Source organism: Streptomyces sp. WAC07094 (assembly GCF_036320405.1).
In the GTDB taxonomy this organism is placed as follows: Bacteria; Actinomycetota; Actinomycetes; order Streptomycetales; family Streptomycetaceae; genus Streptomyces; species Streptomyces lannensis.
Genome location: NZ_JAVMJZ010000001.1, coordinates 8,040,727 through 8,059,674, shown reverse-complemented (window position 1 = coordinate 8,059,674; position 18,948 = coordinate 8,040,727). Strand labels below are relative to the sequence as shown.

General features: G+C 70.0%; 13 protein-coding genes. 5 read left to right on the top strand and 8 right to left on the bottom strand.

Going from position 1 to position 18,948, the window contains the following annotated elements; genetic code table 11:
• Positions 1–6 precede the first annotated feature (6 nt).
• On the bottom strand, positions 7–1,311 hold the full coding sequence (locus RCR19_RS36145) for an extracellular solute-binding protein (RefSeq protein ID WP_331268962.1): 1,305 nt from the start codon (positions 1,309–1,311) through the stop codon (positions 7–9).
• Positions 1,312–1,449: 138 nt separating this feature from the next.
• Here RCR19_RS36145 and RCR19_RS36140 point away from each other — a divergent pair, with 138 nt between their 5' ends.
• The gene (locus RCR19_RS36140; protein WP_331268961.1) at positions 1,450–2,472 is read left to right on the top strand and encodes a LacI family DNA-binding transcriptional regulator; all 1,023 of its coding nucleotides are present in this window, start codon (positions 1,450–1,452) and stop codon (positions 2,470–2,472) included.
• Between the two features lie 366 nt (positions 2,473–2,838).
• Here RCR19_RS36140 and RCR19_RS36135 read toward each other — a convergent pair whose 3' ends face one another.
• Positions 2,839–4,446, bottom strand: a complete 1,608-nt coding sequence (locus tag RCR19_RS36135) for an RICIN domain-containing protein (protein ID WP_331268960.1) — start codon at positions 4,444–4,446, stop codon at positions 2,839–2,841.
• 702 nt (positions 4,447–5,148) lie between these two features.
• Here RCR19_RS36135 and sigJ point away from each other — a divergent pair.
• Together sigJ and RCR19_RS36125 are read left to right on the top strand one after the other, a co-directional pair.
• The gene (gene sigJ / locus RCR19_RS36130; protein WP_331268959.1) at positions 5,149–6,105 is read left to right on the top strand and encodes an RNA polymerase sigma factor SigJ; all 957 of its coding nucleotides are present in this window, start codon (positions 5,149–5,151) and stop codon (positions 6,103–6,105) included.
• Complete coding sequence (locus RCR19_RS36125; protein WP_331268958.1) at positions 6,102–7,649, top strand: cytochrome bc complex cytochrome b subunit; 1,548 nt, start codon at positions 6,102–6,104, stop codon at positions 7,647–7,649. The genes sigJ and RCR19_RS36125 overlap by 4 nt, the downstream gene beginning before the upstream one ends.
• Here RCR19_RS36125 and RCR19_RS36120 read toward each other — a convergent pair.
• Positions 7,560–10,652: a glycoside hydrolase family 2 TIM barrel-domain containing protein gene (locus RCR19_RS36120; RefSeq protein ID WP_331268957.1), complete on the bottom strand. Its 3,093-nt coding sequence runs from the start codon at positions 10,650–10,652 to the stop codon at positions 7,560–7,562. The two genes, RCR19_RS36125 and RCR19_RS36120, sit on opposite strands and share 90 nt — an antisense overlap.
• 212 nt (positions 10,653–10,864) lie before the next feature.
• Here RCR19_RS36120 and RCR19_RS36115 point away from each other — a divergent pair, with 212 nt between their 5' ends.
• Positions 10,865–13,267: a SpoIIE family protein phosphatase gene (locus RCR19_RS36115; RefSeq protein WP_331268956.1), complete on the top strand. Its 2,403-nt coding sequence runs from the start codon at positions 10,865–10,867 to the stop codon at positions 13,265–13,267.
• 18 nt (positions 13,268–13,285) lie between these two features.
• Here the strand turns inward: RCR19_RS36115 and RCR19_RS36110 are convergent, their stop codons facing one another.
• The 4 genes from RCR19_RS36110 to RCR19_RS36095 form a co-directional block, all read right to left on the bottom strand.
• On the bottom strand, positions 13,286–15,232 hold the full coding sequence (locus tag RCR19_RS36110) for a ricin-type beta-trefoil lectin domain protein (protein WP_331268955.1): 1,947 nt from the start codon (positions 15,230–15,232) through the stop codon (positions 13,286–13,288).
• 281 nt (positions 15,233–15,513) lie between these two features.
• A complete protein-coding gene (locus RCR19_RS36105) occupies positions 15,514–15,747 on the bottom strand; it encodes a helix-turn-helix domain-containing protein (RefSeq protein ID WP_331268954.1) in 234 nt (77 codons plus the stop codon).
• Between the two features lie 273 nt (positions 15,748–16,020).
• Entirely contained in the window at positions 16,021–16,908 is an 888-nt protein-coding gene (locus tag RCR19_RS36100) for an alpha/beta hydrolase (RefSeq protein WP_331268953.1), read from the bottom strand.
• A gap of 121 nt (positions 16,909–17,029) precedes the next feature.
• On the bottom strand, positions 17,030–17,563 hold the full coding sequence (locus RCR19_RS36095) for a flavoprotein (protein WP_331268952.1): 534 nt from the start codon (positions 17,561–17,563) through the stop codon (positions 17,030–17,032).
• A 119-nt stretch (positions 17,564–17,682) separates the two neighbouring features.
• Between RCR19_RS36095 and RCR19_RS36090 the strand changes: the two genes are divergently transcribed.
• Positions 17,683–18,237, top strand: coding sequence for a helix-turn-helix domain-containing protein (locus tag RCR19_RS36090; RefSeq protein ID WP_331268951.1), 555 nt, complete (start codon positions 17,683–17,685; stop codon positions 18,235–18,237).
• Here the strand turns inward: RCR19_RS36090 and RCR19_RS36085 are convergent.
• Positions 18,228–18,941, bottom strand: coding sequence for an NAD(P)H-dependent oxidoreductase (locus RCR19_RS36085; protein ID WP_331268950.1), 714 nt, complete (start codon positions 18,939–18,941; stop codon positions 18,228–18,230). The two genes, RCR19_RS36090 and RCR19_RS36085, sit on opposite strands and share 10 nt — an antisense overlap.
• Positions 18,942–18,948: the final 7 nt, after the last annotated feature.

Here is an 18,948-nt window from a genome sequence, read left to right as displayed (position 1 = left end):
AGCGGTTCATTCAGTGGGGAGGGCCTGCATGGCCTTGATGAATCCGTCGGCGTCGATCTGGCCGTTGAAGAACTGCTGCACGGCCTGGTGGATCGGCGTGATGGCCGACGGCGGGTACGCCTGGTCCCACGACAGCTGGAACGACGGTGCCTTCTTGACCAGGTCGTACTGGAAGTGCGAGTACGCCGGGCTCGCGGAGGTGTCGAGGAACTTCTCCGTGTTGGTGGTGGTCGGCAGGTTGCCGATCGCCATCTGCGCCTTGACGAACTCGTCGGAGTACATGAGCTTCAGGAACTTCTCGACGGCCTCGGGGTGCTTCGTCTTCTTCAGCACCGAGTAGAAGTTGTTGGTGTTGCCGACGACGTCCGCCTGGTCGCCCTTGCCGCCCGACACGGCCGGGAAGGTGGTGTAGCCCAGGCCCTTGGCCGCGAAGTCCTTGGCGTCCTGCTGCTGTTGGGCGTAGTACCACGAGCCCATCAGCTCGAAGGCCGCCTTGCCCTTGGCCACCAGGGCCGGCGACGCGCCGTTCGTGTACTTCACGGAGTCGAAGTTGGTGCCGAAGGCGCCGGCGTCCACCAGCTCCTTGAGCATGCTCAGCGCCTTCTTGCTCTCGGGGCTCTCCCAGGCGCTCTTGTCACCGCCGAGCGCCTTCTCGAACAGCTCCGGCCCCGCAACGCGGTCGTAGACGTACTCGAACCACATCAGCGTGGGCCACTGGTCGCCGCCGCCGAGGGCGATCGGGGTGACTCCCTTGCCCTTGAGCGTCTTGACCGTGCTCAGCAGCTCGTCCCAGGTCTTGGGCGGCTGCACTCCGGCGTCGTCCAGCACCTTGCCGTTGTTGAAGAGCAGGACGGGCTGGGTACCGCGCATCGGGATGCCGTAGGCCTTGCCGTCGACGACGGCGCTGTTGAAGACCGACGGCAGGAAGTTGGACTTCAGAGCGGGGTCGTCCTTGATGAAGTCGTCCAGCGGCATCAGCAGGTCGGCCTTGACGAACGGCTGGATGCTGCCGCCGCCCCAGTTGAAGAAGACGTCGGGCGCCTGCGGCGTGTTGATGATCGTCTGCAGCTTCTGCTGGTAGTCGGCGCCGGGGATGGTGTCGAGGACGGCCTTGACGTCAGACGTCTTGTTGAACGTCGCAACGATCTGCTTCTCGACCTTGTTGCTGGCGTCTCCGTAGACAAGAACGTGGATCTTCCCGTCGTCCGACGAGCCCCCGCCGGTTCCGCTCCCGCAGGCCGAGAGGCTCAGCGCCAGGGCGAGCGTCGCGCCACCGGCGACTAGACGGGGCAACCGTGCGCGTATCTTCATCGTCTGCCTTTCGAAAGTTTCGGCAACGTCGCCGAAAGTCGCTGCTGTCGGACAGTATGGGAGGCACCCCATACGGTCAACGGGGGTGCACACGCGCGACCAAACCGTTATCGGCCGCTCGTGGCCTATCCTTCGGACATGCGTGAAAACGACGAGGTGGACGGCCGAGTGACCCTGGCCGAGGTGGCCGAGCAGGCCGGTGTGTCGCTGTCGACGGTTTCGAAAGTCCTCAACGGCCGCTCCGATGTCTCCGAGGCGACCCGCACCAAGGTCGAACATCTCCTCGACATGCACGGTTACCGCCGCCGGTCCCAGGCCCCGCCCCAGGCCCCGCTCATCGAGCTCGTCTTCCACGAGTTGGAGAGCGTCTGGGCGATGGAACTCATCCGGGGGGTGGAGAACGTCGCCAAGCAGAACAAGGCGAGCGTCGTACTCACGGAGAGCGGCACGCGGCATGCGCCCGGATCCGACTGGATCGAGGGGGTGCTGCGCCGCAGGCCCCTGGGTGTGGTCCTGGTCTTCTCCGCGCTCCCGGACAAGGTGAAGAAGCAACTGCGGTCGCGGGCGATCCCGTTCGTCATCGTCGATCCGGCCGGCGATCCCGATCCCGACGTACCCTCCGTCGGCTCCGCCAACTGGGCCGGCGGTCTGGCGGCGACACGCCACCTCACCGACTTCCAGCACGAGCGCATCGCCATCATCACCGGCCCTGAGGACATGATGTGCTCCCTCGCGCGGCTCGACGGCTACCGCTCGGCCATGACGATGGCGGGCCTGGAGGTCGACCCGGCCCTCGTGCGCTTCGGCGACTTCCATGTGCAGGGTGGCTTCGAACAGGCCATGGACCTGCTCGAGCGCCCGGACCGGCCGACCGCCATCTTCGCCGGCAGCGATCTGCAGGCGCTCGGTGTGCTGGAGGCGGCACGGCTGAAGGGCCTGAGTGTGCCGGACGATCTGTCGGTGGTCGGCTACGACGACGTACCGCTCGCGCAGTGGTCGAGTCCCTCCCTGACCACGGTCCACCAGCCGCTGCGGCAGATGGCCGAGGAGGCGGCGCGGATGCTGCTGCGCCCGCACGATACGGGTAAGTCCGCGCTGCGCATCGAGCTCGCGACCCACCTGGTGGTACGGCAGAGCACCGCGCCCCCGAAGAGCAGCTGAGCGTTCCGCGCGGCGGTGACGGCCCTTTCCGGCAGCGGGCCGCCGCTCTCCCCGTCCCGTCAAGAGACCGTGTGCGCAAAGGACTTCGGCGGCGGCCGGGCGTAGTCAGCCGGGGCGCGCCGTTCGTGAACACCGACCGTCCGCCATGGGACGCGCCGGGCGTGTCGGCGCGTCCCCTTCCTCGCGGCACACCCCCGCGTCCCGGACCGGTGCGGCAGAGCACCGCAAACGTGGCGAAACTTTCGGCCCTGCTCTCACGTCGGCCGCCACGCCGGTCGCCGCGACGGCGGCCACACCCTGCGGCGGGACGCCCACCGGCCGGCTCAGGGCCGACTCGGCCGACGCCGCCCGCTCACCCGGCGGTGGTCAGAGGCCGAGGCCCTGCGCCCGGGACGGCGGCCGAGGGGCCTGCGCGGCCGGCGGACCGCCCGTGCCGGCGATCGACAGGGACGGGGACTGCGCCGACTGCCGGTCGGTCGCCCACTGCCGGATGCCGGAGCCGTCCCGGTTCCTGACGACGACGTCTGCGTTCGGCTCGTCGTTCGCGGGGGTGACGGCGAGGCTCTCGCTCCAGCGCGGCAGCAGTTCGCCCCGGACGGTGAGGTCGTAGCGGACGTCGTTCGCGCGCGCCTCGTCCGTGTCGCACCGGGCCAGCGTGACGACCCCGTCGGTGGCGTGGGAGTCCAGGCACAGCCCCAGGTCGGCGACGCTGCGCAGAAGGCCGTCACTCTCGTACGACCACTGCTGTGTCCATGCCGAGGAGCAAGCCGCGAGCCGGGTGCCCGCGCCCGACTGCACCGTGCCGCGGATGTCGAGGCAGAGGTCGCCCGCGGCATAACGCAGCCTGGTCTGCTGCGGCTGCGTGGACAGACCGGCCGAGTCGGGCGGCGAGGGCACGGCGGGCGGTGCGTCCGGGTCCGCGCCGGGTGTGAGCCCGCCGCTCGCGCTGGTGGCCACGGGGTCGGCGCCGCCGTCGTCCGACCAGATGCCGCCGGCCAGCAGCGTGGCGATCGCGACGGCCGCGGCGATGCCCGCACCGGTCAGCAGCGCGCGGGTCTGGGGCTCCCCCGCCAAAATGCCGCGGCCGACCCGCGTGGGGACCCCAGGAAGCAGCCGGTGGCGCCCGCCACCGCCCGCGCGTCTTCCGCCGAGGCCGGAACCGCCGCCACCACGGGGAAAGGACGAGACGCGTCCGGGACGGGAGTCGAGGTAGCGGTGTGCGCCCCAACCGAGAATCGCCTCGGCGAGAAGTCCACCGAGTCCGCCTTCGAAATGGCTCAGTTGCTCGGCGGCGGAACGACAGTAGCGGCACTCCAGAACGTGCTGTTGGACTTCCGGAAGCAGGGCGCTGCCGCGGCGCATGGGGACGTCGAGCAGCCGGTTGTGATAGCGGCAATCGTCGGTGGGGGCGAGTTCACGGTGCGAGCGCACACAGGCCGCCCGGAATTGCTCGCGCGCCTGTTCCAGTGCGGCCGCCGCGCTCTCGGAGTCCATGCCCAACAGGACGGCCGGCACGGATATGTGCTCGGCCTCGACCTCCCCGTGCCACAACAGACACCGGGCAAGTCCGGGCAGCGATTGGAAAGAGCGTTCGGCGAGGGCCCGATTTTCCCGTGTCAGCGACTTCGCGGTGCGCATCCCGCGGCCCCCCGCGGGTTTTCTCAACGCGGGCACCACGCCGGATATCCGGTCCTCCGTCGACCATTCCCGGACGGTGTCCCGTACCGCCACGAGGAGTTGGGGACGCAGCGCGGCCGCGGAACCGGAGCGCTGGAGATGGCCGAGTATGCGGTGGAAGGCGGTGGCGGTGACCATCGAGGCGGCATCCGACGTGGAGGCGAGGCAGATGGCTGCGTAGTCGTGAGCCGCCTGCCAGTGCCGCGCCATCAGCAGCGCGACGGGCTGGGTGTCCTCGCCCACGGGACGGCCTCTGAGCCGAGTGGCCAGGGTCTCGTCGGATTCCCCGGGTGGCATGCCGGGACGGGGAGGATGAAGCGGACGTGGCGGGTGGGGGGTGTGCACTGAGCGGTTTCCTTCCAAGGCGCAAGGTGGCACACGGAGTTCTGCGTTCGCCAAAAAGGAGCGGTATTGGTGCGGACCTTTTTGACGGGCGCGGGAAAGAGCCGCGTGCGAGGGCCGCGCGACGACCGTCGGAGCGTGAGCCTTTTGAGCCCGCCGACGATCCGTAATGACGAGCAGCGGTTCGGACCCGGCCATTGCCCATGCCTGGGAAGGCTCACCCTTGCACACGTCACTCATGACCAACAAGGCACTTGGACAACATCGGTGCCCAAGGGAAATTCGGTTAGACACCACGTCAACTACGGTCCTTCGCACCGGCATTCGAAATTTCCCGCGCCGCCTGGCCGGCCTGCGCACTCGGGCGCCACTCGCGTACATCCGAACATGTACGCGACCGCGATGGCGCGGGCGAATCGCGCGTCGGCCGAGCTGTCCGACCAGTCCGTGGTCACCGACCTCTCCGCCGGGTGCGAGCGGTACCGCAAGTGTCGCCGCGGCCCCTCGGGCAAGTACCGCCGCGGCGGCCGGCGCCCGGCTCCGCGACCCACGGAGGCAACCGGCGGGTGAGATCTGCGTCACGTCGGGCCGTGTCGTGTCACATTCGGCCCCCTTCCGGGAGTCGCACTGGAGGAGCGCACCTCAGGGAGGACCGTCATGCCCGAAAGGACCGATCACCCGGCAGGCGACCAGGCCGGCACCGCGACCCAGGTGTTCGTCGACCATCGCGAACTCGTCTTCGCGATCGTCTACAACATGCTCGGCAGCGTCGCCGACACCGAAGACGTTCTTCAGGAAACCTGGCTGTCGTGGACCGGCCGCACGGCTCACGCCCAAGCCGACCGCATCGACAACCCACGCGCCTATCTGGTCCGCATCGCGGTCAACCACGCGCTCGCGCGACGTGCCGCCATCGCGCGCCGCCGCGAGACCTATGTGGGCCCCTGGCTCCCCGAGCCCCTGCTCGACGAGGCGGCACCCGACGAATCGGCCGAGCGTGCGGTGCGCTCGGAGTCGGTCTCGATGGCGCTGCTCGTGGTGCTGGAGTCCCTGACCCCTTTGGAACGGGCGGTGTTCGTCCTCCACGAGGTGTTCGGGTACGCCCATACGGAGATCGCGAACGTCCTGGACCGCAGTCCCGCTGCCGTTCGCCAGCTCGCGCACCGCGCCCGAGCACACGTCCACGCCCGGCGCCCGCGCTACCGGGCGCATCCACGAGTGCGTCAAGAGGCGACCGAGCGCTTCGTCCGGGCCTCGCTCGGCGGGGACATCGTCGCGCTGATGGAGATCCTGGCACCGGACGTCACCGTATGGGCGGACGGCGGCGGTAAGGCGGCGGCCGGCCTGCGGCCCGTGCGCGGCCGCGACAAGGCCGCACGTCTGCTGGCGGGTTACGCCACCCGGCGCGGGTCGGGCCTCGACATCCGCTACCGCCGGGTCAACGGCGACGACTCCGCGGTGGTGTTCGACGGAGACGCCCCGTACGCGGTGATGGTCATGGATCTGACGCCCGACGGCGAACAGATCTCGGACGTCTTCATCGTCACCAACCCCGACAAGCTCACGCACGTACGACGTGACGCGGGTACCACGGCCGAGGAGGTGTCGGCATGACGACAGACGGACGACGGTCCGCACCTGCCTCCTCCGGGCAGCGCGTCGCGGACTGGTTCGACGGGCGGCTCGGCATCCACTCGCTGGGCCGGAAGTACCTGCGCAAGGTCTTCCCCGACCACTGGTCGTTCCTGCTCGGCGAGATATGCCTCTACAGCTTCGTGGTGCTGGTGCTCACCGGCATCTATCTCACGCTCTTCTTCCACCCGTCGACCACCGAGGTGACCTACCACGGCGGTTATGTGCCGTTGAACGGCATCCGCATGTCCGACGCGTACGCCTCGACACTCCACATCAGCTTCGACGTGCGCGGCGGTCTGCTGATCCGGCAGATCCACCACTGGGCGGCACTGATCTTCGTGGCGGCGATGCTGACGCACATGATGCGTCACTTCTTCACCGGCTCGTTCCGCAAGCCGCGCGAGGTGAACTGGCTGTTCGGCTGGCTGCTGCTCGTCCTCGGCATCTTCGAGGGGCTGTTCGGCTACTCCCTGCCCGACGACGCTCTGTCGGGGTCCGGACTGCGGTTCGTCAACGGCGCCCTGCTGTCGGTGCCGATCGTGGGCACGTATCTGTCGATGTTCGTCTTCGGCGGGCAGTTCCCCGGCCACGACATCGTCTCCCGCTTCTACTCCCTCCATGTGCTGCTCGTCCCGGGGATCATGGCGGCACTCGTCGTCACCCACGTACTGCTGGTCGTCTACCACAAGCACACGCAGTTCGCCGGTCCTGGGAAGACGGAACGCAACGTCGTGGGCGCCCCCTTCTTCCCGGTCTACCTGGCGAAGGCGGGCGGCTTCTTCTTCCTGGTCTTCGGGGTGATCGCGCTCGTCTCCGCGGTGGCCACGATCAATCCCGTCTGGACCTACGGGCCCTTCCGCACCGACCAGGTGTCCACGGGGGCCCAGCCGGACTGGTATCTGGGCTTCGCCGAGGGGCTGGTCCGCATCATGCCCGGCTGGGAGATCACCGTGGGCGGACACACGCTGATCCTCGGCGTTCTGATCCCGGTGGTGGTGTTCCCCCTGTTGCTGGTCCTCATCGGGGTCTACCCGTTCGTGGAGGCATGGGTCGCCAAGGACACACGCGAACACCATCTGCTGGACGGGCCGCGCAACCGGCCCCTCCGCACGGCGCTGGGCACCGCATGGCTCAGCATCTATCTGATCCTTCTCGCGGGTGGCGGCAACGACATCCTGGCCACGCATCTGCATCTGTCCATCAATGCGCTGACGTGGACCATCAGGATCGCGGTACTGGTCGTCCCGGTCCTGGTCTTCGTCGTGACCCGGCGTATCTGTCTGGCACTCCAGGCCCAGGACCGCGAGCTGGTGGAGCACGGACGCGAGACCGGCATGGTCAAGCGGCTGCCCCACGGCGAGTACGTCGAGGTACGGCAGCCGCTCTCCCCTGCCCGGCGGTACACGCTCACCGCGCACCGTCGTGACGGTGCGTCAGCCGACGGGCACCTCCAGCCTGCTGATGCGCACCGCGCCGTCGGAGGCACCAGGGTGGGCGCTGGTGAGGAGGAGACGGACGCGTGAACCGCGGACCGCGTCGAAAGTGATCACGGTGGGCGAGTCGGACGCCGTGGCCCAGTCCACGACCGCACCCTCGACGGGTGTGTACCGCCTGCCGTCCCAGACCGACACCTCGACCGAGGCGGGAAGGCCGTGGGTCGCGTCGAGCGTGAAGGACACCTCGACGCGGTCGAAGCGCCGGGTCCGGCCCCAGTCCACCGAGACCCAGTCCTTCGCCCGGGCACCGTTGAACGCGGGCAGCAGGGCGGTGGCCGACTTGGCGAAGGCGTTGGACCAGCCGGTGGCCGGGTTGCCGTCGAGCATGGCGGCGGGCAGCGTGTCGGTGCGGCCCGAGTAACCGGCGTCCGCCAGGGGGTAGGTGGCGGCCGCCGGGTGGTCGGGCTCGAACACGGGCGCCGGGGTGGTCGCCCTCGAGGAGGCGCTGGTGGTGCGTACGGTGGTGGTGGCCGTACGCAGCCCGTCGGCACGGGCCGTCACCTTCAGCCGGCCCTCCTCGGTGCCGGTCCGCACGATGGCAAGTGCCTTGCCGTGGAAAGCGGTTCGGGTACTCGCCTGGTACCGCTCGGCGCTCTCCTCCCGTCCGTTGTCCAGGCCCGCGAGGGATCCGCCGGTGACCTCGAAGCTGATCAGCTGCTCGGCGTCGGGCACCACCACGCCATGGGCGTCGACGACTTCGGCCGTCACGAAGAGGAGCGAGCGGCCGTCGGCGGCGAGCGACGAACGGTCGGGCGTGAGGCGAAGTGCGTGCGCGGCACCCGCCGTTCGCAGGACGTCGGTGGCGACGACCTTGCCCTTGCGTCGCCCCACGGCCTTCAACTCTCCGGGCCTGTAGGGCACTTTCCAGGTGAGGTGGAGCTTGCCCGCACCGCCGTTGGGGCTCGTGTAGCTGCCGGGGTGGGGACCGTCCGTGAAGGTCTTGTCGTCGCCGGTCTCCTCGGTGGTCTCCAGGTACGTCCGCCCGTCCGTGGTCGTCTTCGTGTCGAACGTCCGCGTCCCCAGCGACTTTCCGTTCAGGAACAGTTCGACGGTGTCGACGTTCGCGTACGCCCACACCTCGACGGTTTCGCCCGCCTCGTGGTTCCAGCTCATCGGCACCAGATGGACCATGGGCTCACTCGTCCACTGGCTCCGGAACAGGTGGTACATGTCCTTGGGGAATCCCGCCGTGTCGACGGCACCGAAGAAGGAGGCCTTGACCGGGAAGACGTTGTACGGCGTGGGCTCGCCGATGTAGTCGATGCCCGACCACAGGAACTGGCCGGCGAACCACTTGCGGTCCCGGTCCTTCTTGTGCCCGTACTCACCGCTCATCGTCCAGGAGGCGAGGTTGTTGTCGTAGGAGGAGGTCTCACGTCTGCCGGGCGTGTGGTTCTCGCCGGTGTTGAGGTGCTCGGGCTCCTGGTAGGCGCCCCGGGTCGAGGTCTCCGACGACGACTCCGACTCGAAGAGGAACAGGTGCGGATAGGCGGCGTGCAGTGCGTCCACGGACTTGGCGGTGTTGTAGTTCAGGCCGAGCCCGTCGAGCTTGGCGAGCATCAGATCGGCTGCCGAGCCCTTGGCCGGAAGGCTCCGGTATTTGTCCGAGCCGATGACAAGGGGCCGGGTGTCGTCCGCCGCGCGGATGGCGGTGATGATCCGGTCGGCCATGGCGAGCCCGGCGGTGGAGGTGGAATCGGGGACCTCGTTGCCGATCGACCACAGCACCACGGCCGGGGAATTGCGGGCCGCCAGCACCATCTCGGTGGCGTCCCTCTCGCACCAGTCGTCGAAGAACCGGTGGTAGTCGTAGGTCGTCTTGCCGGTGTGCCAGCAGTCGAAGGCCTCCACCATCATGACGATGCCCAGCTCCTCGCAGACCTGGATCATCTCCGGTGAGGGCGGGTTGTGCGAGGTGCGGAAGGCGTTGACGCCCATCGACTTCATGATGGTCATCTGCCGGCGTACGGCGTCGATGCTGATCGCGGCGCCGAGGGCGCCCAGGTCGTGGTGGAGGTCGACGCCCTTGATCTTGGCGTGGGCTCCGTTGAGGTGGAAGCCCTCGTCGGGGTCGAAGCGGTAGGAGCGGATGCCGAAGGTGGTGCGGTAGGTGTCCGTGCTCGTGCGGCCCACCCGCAGCTCGGTCTCCAGGGTGTAGCGCCGCGGGGTCGAGAAGTCCCACAACCGGGGCTTCGGGACGGTCAGTTCATGGGTCTCGGTCGTCGTGCCGGTGACGGACACCGTGGACGACGTACGGGCGACGGTACGGCCGTCGGGGTCCGTGATCCTTGATCGGACCTCCACCTCCTTGGCGGCGCCCGAGTCGTTGACCACCGAGGTCCGCACCCGCACGACCGCCCGCGACGCGGTGATCTCCGGTGTCGTCACATAGGTGCCCCAGCGTGCGATGTGCACGGGCTCGGTGATCACGAGACGGGCCTCGCGGTAGATGCCGCTGCCCGAGTACCAGCGGCTGCTGGGCAGCTGGTTCTGGACCTTGACCGCGATGACGTTCTCGGTGGTGCCGTCGGTGTGCACCAGATCGGTCAGGTCGAGGGCGAAGCCCGTGTAGCCGTACGGGTGCCTGCCGGCCTCGGTGCCGTTGCAGTAGACGTACGAGTCCATGTAGACGCCGTCGAACTCCACCGAGATCCGTTTGCCGGCCGAGCCGGGCGGCAGAGTGAAGGCGATGCGGTACCAGCCGAGGCCGCCGGGAAAGAAGCCCGTGCCGCTGGTGGTGCCGTGTTCCGTGGTGGGTGTCTGCTCGGTGCTCCAGTCGTGCGGCACGGCGACCTGGCGCCACCCCGAGTCGTCGTAACCGGGGGCGGCGGCGTCCGCGTACGCGCCCGTCGGGTCGGTGACACCGCCCGGGTCCACCAGCGCGAACCGCCAGCCGTCGCGCAGCGCGACGATCCGGCGGCCCGGTGTGCCCGTGGCCGCCGCGGCCTCCTCGACGGCGGCTCCTGGAAATGCGCCGGCTGCCGGGGCTGCCGTACCGGCGATCAATATCGATCTGCGAGTGACCGTCATGGCGGCTCTCCCTCATCAGGGCCCAGAAGTACTCACAACTGATCGTGACCAAACAGATTCTGACGGTGGGGCACAGTCGTGCGTCAAGGGTCCGTCCCCACACTTCTGGCGCGCGGGTCACATCCGCTCGGTACGAAATCCGGCCACGCACTACGCTGGAAACACGAGTGATGCGCTTGGTCACTGGGAGTTCGCTCAAGGGAGTGGGGTCGATGAGCCCGGTCCATCCCTCAGGCGAGGCGGCCACGGCTCGGGCAGTCGTCGACGACAACGGCATCCTGGCTCAGTGGAACGAGCACGCCCGCCGGCTGCTCGGCTATGAGCAGGACGAGCCTGTGGGCCGTCCCGCCGCCGAGCTGCTCGTCCCGGGCAGCCCCGTGCCGCCGCACCCGCCGGGCGGAGTCCGGTGGAGCGGCACGGTCGAGCTGCGGCATCGGGACGGCCACAGTTTGTCGGTGTGGCTGCTCGCCAATCACCGCCCACCCGAGCGAGACGGCGGCTGGCTCGTGGTCGCACCGCTGGACGACGGAGCGCGTCCCGCGCAGGATGCGCTGGTCCGAAGTGCGATGACGTACCTGCCGTGTGCCATCGCGGTCTGTGACCACGACCTGCGTCTGTGCGGCGTCAACGAGGCGATGTCCGGTGTGATCGGGCTGCCCTCGGAGCGCATCCGCGGTCTTCGGATCTCCGAGGTCAGTCCTACGCCCGAGATCGAGTCCCTCGAGGACCGGGCGCGCGAGGTCCTGGAGAGCGGGCAGGGACGCGATGTGCAGACCTACCTGCGCTCGAGCGGCGAGGACAGCGCACACGCCTGGCTGGTTCGGTACGCCCCTCTGACGGACGGTGACGGCCGGGTGCTCGGTGTGTGCATCGCCTCGCACGACTTCACCGAGCACTACCTGGCACGCGAGCGACTCCAGCTGGTCAACGAGGCGAGCGTGCGCATCGGCACCACGCTCGACGTGACCCGCACGGCCCAGGAGCTCGCCGACGTCTGTGTGCCCGCTCTCGCGGACTTCGTGGCCGTGGATCTGCTGGATCCGCCGACCGACGGGTCCGAGACCTATCCGAGTTCGCTCACCGCACCGATCGCTCTGCGCCGGGCCGCCCATCAGTCCGTGACCCCCGGCTCTCCCGAGGTACTGGTCGAGCCGGGTGGGATCGGCGTCTACCCCGAGGGCTCACCGCAGACTGAGTCACTGATGGCCCGTCGGACGACGGTCGTGGCCGACGCGGCCACCATGCTCACCAAGTGGCTCGACTGGGACCCTGCCCGTCGCCGATGGGTGCGCGAGTTCGGTGTGCACTCGACCATGTCGGTGCCGGTCCTCGCCCGTGGCGGGACGCTCGGCGTGGCCGTGCTCACGCGCTACCGCCGACTGGACCCCTTCACCCCCGACGACGTGCTCCTCGCCGAGGAGATCACGGCTCGTGCCGCCGTCTGCATCGACAACGCCCGCCGCTTCTCGCGCGAACGCAGAACGGCGCTCGCTCTTCAGCGCAGCCTGCTGCCGCGCAGCCTGCCACGGACCGCCGCGCTGGAGGCGGCCTCCCGCTATCTGCCGGCCGCACGCGCCGGAGTGGGGGGCGACTGGTTCGATCTGATCCCGCTGTCCGGGATGCGGGTCGCCATGGTCGTGGGCGACGTCGTCGGCCACGGCATCCAGGCCTCGGCGACGATGGGACGGCTGCGCACCGCGGTGCGGACGCTCGCCGACATCGATCTGGCACCGGACGAGCTGCTCACCCATCTCGACGACCTGGTCGTGCAGCTCTCCAAGGAGGCGGGACAGGACAGTACGACAGGCGAAGTGGGTGCCACCTGCCTGTATGCGGTGTACGACCCGGTCTCACGCCGGTGCACGCTCGCGCGTGCCGGCCACCCCTCGCCGGTGATGATGGCGCCGGGCCAGTCGCCCCGGGACATCAAGCTGCCCGGCGGCCCCCCGCTGGGCCTCGGCGGGCAGCCGTTCGAGTCGGCAGAGATCGTCCTGCCCGAGGGCACCGTGCTCGGCCTGTACACCGACGGGCTGATCGAGACCCGCGACCATGACGTCGACGCCGGGCGCCTGCTGCTGTACGGGGCGCTCTCCGGGGCACCGGCGGACCAGGAGGCCGCATCGGCCGCGGACTCGCTGGATGACGCCTGCGACCGGATCCTGCGCGCCCTGCTGCCCGTCGACGGGACGGCCGACGATGTGGCGCTGCTGGTCGCCCGCACCCGGGAGCTGTCCGCCGAACGGGTCGCGACCTGGTCTGTGCCCTCACAGCCGTCACGCATCGCGGCGATCCGCAAGGAGGTGGTCGGCCGGCTCGCGGCATGGGGGCTGAGCGAGGCCCTGTTCACGGCCGAGCTGGTGGTCAGCGAACTGGTCACCAACGCCGTCCGGTACGGCGAGCAGCCGATCCGGCTCCGGCTGATCCATGACACCGCCACGCTGATCTGCGAGGTTTCGGACGGCAGCCACACCGCCCCGCATCTGCGAAGGGCCAGGACCTACGACGAGGGCGGTCGCGGCCTGCTCCTGGTCGCCCAGCTCACCCAGCGCTGGGGCAGCCGCCACACCCCGGATGGCAAGACGATCTGGGCGGAGCTGAACCTGCTCGAGGAGTGACGTCGCGGGACGCGCGGCTCAGTGGTGACGGCCCCAGCCCCGGTACGACCCCCGGCCGTCGTGGTCTCCGTCTCCCCACTCCCCGTGATCGCCCTGATCGCCCTGATCGCCCTGGTCGCCCTGGTCGCCCTGGTCGCCCGGCGCACAGTCCCCTGCGGGGCACGTGTCCCGTCCCGGGTCGGAGGACGGATCCACCCCCGCGGCGGACCCGGGTGGGGTGGTCGGCTCCGTCCCGATCCTGGTCATGTCCGAGGGCGCGGCGAAGGGGTCACCGCGCACGGCGGCGGAGGCCGCCGGGTCGAGCGACTGCATCTGCTGCGCGCTCGGGGTGTCGACCGCCCACCGCTGGGTGCCGTCCTGCGTGCGCGCCTTGGCCACCAACCCCACGTCGGCCGTGGGCGCCGCCGGGGCCAGGGCGAGGCCCTGGTTCCAGCGCGGCACGATGACGCCCTGGAGGGTGATGTCGTAGCGCACGTTCTTCGCCTCGGCCTGCGACTCGTCCGCGCACGCGGCGAGTTGGACCGCATAGCCGAGGTGCGAGTCCAGACACAGGCCGGGGTCGGTGGCGCTGCGCAGCAGACCGTCTGCCTCGTACGACCACTGCTGGGCCTCAGGCGAGGTGCAGGAGACGAGCACGGCCTCCGCGCCGACAACCGCTCCCTGCTGGTCGAGGCCGATGCACAGGCCGCTGTCCTGGTGGCGGAGCCGGCCCGTGAAGGCACCGGTGGGCACATCGGCGGCGGCACCGACCCAGGAGGGTGAAGCCGAGGCGCCTTCGGGCGCGTGACCCGGGTCGCCGGACGGTGCGCCCGCGCCCGTCGCGGCCTGCCCGTCCGCTCTCGAGCCGGACCACACCGCCAGCGGTATGAGGACGAGGGCGCTGACAGCGGCCACGGCGAGTGCGATCTGCCGGCGGTGCGGCGAGGGACGGGAAGCCTTGTGCGCGGCCGCGGAACGGGCGCGCACAACGGCCGCAGCGGCACCGGAGAAGCGCCGCAGTCCGCCGCCCGGGGCGTCGGGTGCCACGACGGCGGGTGCGGGCGGCTCGGGGACCGAGGTCGCGTGGACTTGGTCGATCAGCGGCTCTCCCCCCACCGGCCCGGGAGCGGACGCAGTCGCCGCCCGGGCCTGAGCGCTCTTGGCGTCCAGATAGGCCTGTGCACCCCAGCCCAGCACACCCTCGGCAAGCAGAAGCGCGAGCCGCTTGTGGAAGCCGTCCAGTTGTTCGGCGGCGTTGTGGCAGTGCGCACAGCCGTCCATGTGCAGCCGCAGATCGGGATCGAGCGGGGTGCCGTTCCGGCGCAGCGAGACGTCCAGCAGCCGGGCGTAGCGGCGGCAGCCCTCGTCGGGGGCGGACTCACGGTGGATGTCCAGACAGACCTCGCGCAGCAGTTCACGCGCCCGCTCGAGCCTCATCACCGCGTCGAGCGGGTCGATCCCCAACAGGGCGGCGGGCACGGCCGGTTCCTCGCACTCGACCTCGACGTGCCACAGCAGACAGCGGGCGGGCTCGGGAAGCCGCTGAAAGGCGCGGGACACGAGCCGCCGGTTCTCGGACGGCAGCAGGCGCAGCGCGGCGCGCTCGGCGCTGTCGGGCCGGGACCGCAGGTCCGGGTGGAGGAGCGAGCGGCGGTGGTCGGTGTCCCATTGGCCGGCCAGTCGCCGTACCGTCACGAGTAGTTGGGGCCGCCATGCGGCCGTGGGTCCGCCCTGGCCCGCCGAGTCCTCGAACAGCCGGGTGAACGCCGCCGTGGTGAGCATTCCGGCGGGATGGGCGCCGTCTGTGCACAACCGGGCGTAGACGTAGGCGGACTCCCAGTGCCGGTCGAGCAGTTCACCGACGGGATGGTGCACGGGTCTCTTCCCGGCCGACTTCTTCAGCTCGGCGGCCAGCTGTTCGTCGGTCGGGCCGTACGAAGGAACGGGGCCGGGGGAATTTTCCTGGACCCCCACGTGCACGTCCACGATCCTCCAAAGCCCACGCGGAAGTTCTTCGGTACAGACCTGAACAGGCACGGCCCGACCGCCCATGCGGGAAGTGCCCATGAGGTCATCAGCATTTCGAACATCCGCCCCGCAGAGTTGCCTCGAAGGGGGCGGCGAACGACAACGCCGGTATGCGCAGCGGAAATGGTCGAGGTCCACGCGCCGACGGTGACACCTTTTCACAGATCGGCTTGCCCCAACAAGAGACCCCCTCTCTTTCCCATTCCCACTTCCCCGGCACCTACTTGACAAAGAGTCAGTCAAACTCGGCGCCCTGAATTCCGGGACCGTCCGTCCGGTCCTCCCGGGAATTCACCTGCCGGCGCCTCGGCTCGGGACCGGTACGCATCGGCTGGGGTTCCGAAGCACTGACGGAAGAGCCTGCCGAAGTGGAACGGGCCGGCGAATCCCGAGGCACCGGGCACGCGGTCGACCGGTGGACCGGTCTCCTCCAACAGCCCCGCGGCATGCCGCAGTCGGGCCTCGCGCAACACGTTGATCGATGAGCGACCGAGCCGTTCCGTGAAAAGGTGCGCAAAACGCTACCGGGAGGCGCACCGTCGCCCGACCGGCACACGTCGGCAAGCAACCGCCAAAACGCCCGCTCGATACGGTTCCGCCCGTGCCCCGCAGCCACGGCGTACAGCCGGTCGCCCTTGCCGTACGGTGCAAGCCGGGCGCCCAGGAACCCCGGTCCCCGCAGTGCACCCACCAGAACCCGCGCGGCTCTCAGTTCACGGCCGCGGAGCCGCCCGCACCGACCCCCCTCAGGCGGTGAAGCCGAGGACGGTCTCCGCGACCGCCCTGGGGTTCTCCAGCAGCATGGCGTGCGTGGCGTCGACAGCGGCCACGGTCAGCTGGTGCCGCTCCTCGGCCAGCGCACCGAGGTCCCGTGCCAGCCCCTTGGCGTAGGCGGCCATCATCGGTTCGAACCAGCCGAGGCCGGACACGGCCGGCTCCACCCGCTGGGCGCGGACCAGCAGCAGCGGTACGGGCATCGCGCGGAACAGGGCGAAGAGGTCGAGGGAGTCGATCTCCGCGAGCATCTGCACCGCCTCGCCCCGGCCGGGCCGTACCTCCAGAACCCCGTCCTCGCGTTCGTGCACGGAGCGCAGAACGCCCGCCTCCAGCAGTTCGTAGGGAACGCCCAGCCGGTCGGACATCGCACGCTGCTCGGCGAGAAGCTCCTTCAGCCCGTCCGCGGACAGTTCCCTGCCCAGTCCCTCGGCGTTCAGTGCCCGCACCAGGCCCAGATGCCGCAGGACGTAGTCCGGATCAAGACCCATGTACTGGTCGGGGCGCCCCCAGCCGAATCCGTCGAGGTTCACGGCCCCGGGCGTCACCTCCGGGTGCTCCAGCGCGTAGAGCACGGCGAGCACACCGCCCAGCGAGTGCCCGACGGGGACGGCTGCGGGGATCCCGTGCGCCGCCAGTGCACGCTCGAGGTCCCCCAGCACCGCGGGCAGACGCCATGGCCCGGACGGGGAGCGGCCGTGGCCGCGCAGATCGACGGCCAGCACACGGTGGCGCGTCAGCAGCAGGGGTGCGACGGCGGCCCAGTCCGCGAGCGTGCGTCCGGCGCCGTGCAGGAGCAGCAGGGGCGGACCCTCGCCCCCGTGATCGTGAACGGCCAGCTCGAAACGGTCTCCGGTCATGGAACGACACTAAAGCGTCCAGTCCTGACAGATGGGATATACAGGGCGAGAGGCCCCATGGCGCCGCTGCGGCGACCGTATGCCGCGGCGGCGCCGGGTGGGACGCCCACCGCCCCTCGGGTCACCTCAGCGGCGTGAGCAGATCGAGGGCACGCTCCCACCCGAAGTCCGGGCGCCCGCCCTTCTTGTCCGTGCCCCCGGCGTAGGGCGCGCCGAACCGGACCCCCATGCCGCCCAGCCGTTCGAGGCTGGCACGGTAGGCGGGATGGGCCGCGAGCGCCTCGCTCACACAGGGCAGCGCCGCGATCGGGACGCCGAGGCCGTACGCCTCGCACAAGGTGCCCAGCGCAAGGGTGTCCGCCAGGCCGGCGGCCCACTTGTTGACCGTGTTGAAGGTGGCCGGTGCGACGACGATCGCGTCCGGAGCCGGGAACGGCCGCGTTTCGCCCGGCGTGCGCCAGGCGGACCGGATCGGGCGGCCCGTCAGTGTCTCGACCGTGCCGGTGTCGAAGAAGCGGAGCGCGAGGGGGGTGGCGACGACGCCGACCTCCCAGCCCCGCTCCTGTGCGGCCGTGATCAGTTTGCTGATGTCCTCGGCGATGCCCGAGGCGCAGACGACGACGTACAGAAAGGGCTTCGAAGCGACTTCGGTCACCCGAGCACTCTAGGGGGTGCCGGACCCTTCCCGCCGGGCCCTGAACGATCTCGGGTCCGGAATGACTGCTACGGTAGAGAACGTCGGTTCTCCCCGAGGGCGCCCAGGAGGGCTCGTACATGGACAGCGAAGTCGCCCGGGACCGCGCCCTGGACGCCGCGGAGAAGCTGTTCTACGGCCGGGGCATACACAGCGTCGGGATGGACGACATCCGCAGTACGTCCGGGTTGTCGCTGAAGCGGCTGTACCAGCTGTTCCCGGCCAAGGAGCAGTTGGTCGAGGCCTATCTGGAGCGGCGCGACGTGGCCTGGCGGCAGCGGCTGGCCACCCACGTGGACCGATGCACGGACCCTCGCGAGCGGATCCTGTCGGTGTTCGACTGGCTTCGGCTGTGGTTCCTGGAGCCCGACTTCCGCGGCTGCGCGTGGATCAACTCGTACGGGGAGCTGGGTGCCACGTCCCCCCGGGTGCTCGCCCAGGTGCGCGCCCACAAGGAGGCGTTCAGGGCCTATGTGGCCGGCCTGGTGGCCGACGCGGAACTGCCCGAGCCGCTGGGCGGCCAGCTGTGTCTGCTGGCCGAGGGTGCCATGGTGACGGCCGGCATAGAGGGCAGCGCGGAACCCGCCGTGCAGGCGGGGCTGGCGGCCGGTCTCCTGCTGGAGGCCTACCGGTAGAGCGGGACCGGTGCACGGCCCGCCAGTTCGATCACCCGGTCCCGGGCCGCCGCGAACGAGGCCTCCGCCGACTCACGGAACCGGGCCAGTGCGGGAACGATCCCGGCGAGGGCCATCTCCGCCTGTACGAAGTGCAGGTTCTCCTCGGCGACGCCGTACTCGGTGAAATACGCGCGCAGATAGGGCCGCTGGAAGTCGAAGCCCTCCCGTGGCGTTCCCGGCCCGTACGCACCGCCGCGTGCCATGACCACCACGACCCTGGTGTCCCGCAGCACGCTGCCGCCCGTATCCGCGTCGAGGAAGGCGCCGGGGAAGGTGACACGGTCGATCCAGGCCTTCAGCGCGGCCGGCACCGAGAAGTTGTACATCGGCACACCGAGCAGCACCGTGTCCGCGGACCTCAGGTCGCGGACCAGGGGCAGGGTCAGATCCCACTCGCGCCGCTCTTCGGCGGTCCCGGTCAGCCGCCCGACCGCTTCCGGGGGCACCACCCCCACTCGTTCCAGCCTCCTGCCGAGGGCCACATGGGCGGGCCCCACCGGGGGCACCGGGTCGGCGGCCAGATCGCGGTGCCGGTAACCGTCCGCGCCGTGGTGGGTGCGCCAGGTTTCCGCGAACTGCGCGGTGAGCCGGCGGGTCAGGGACTCGTCGGCGGGGCCGGCGCTGCAGTCCAGGTGCAACAGCCGGAGCCGTTCGTGGGCCATGGGGTCT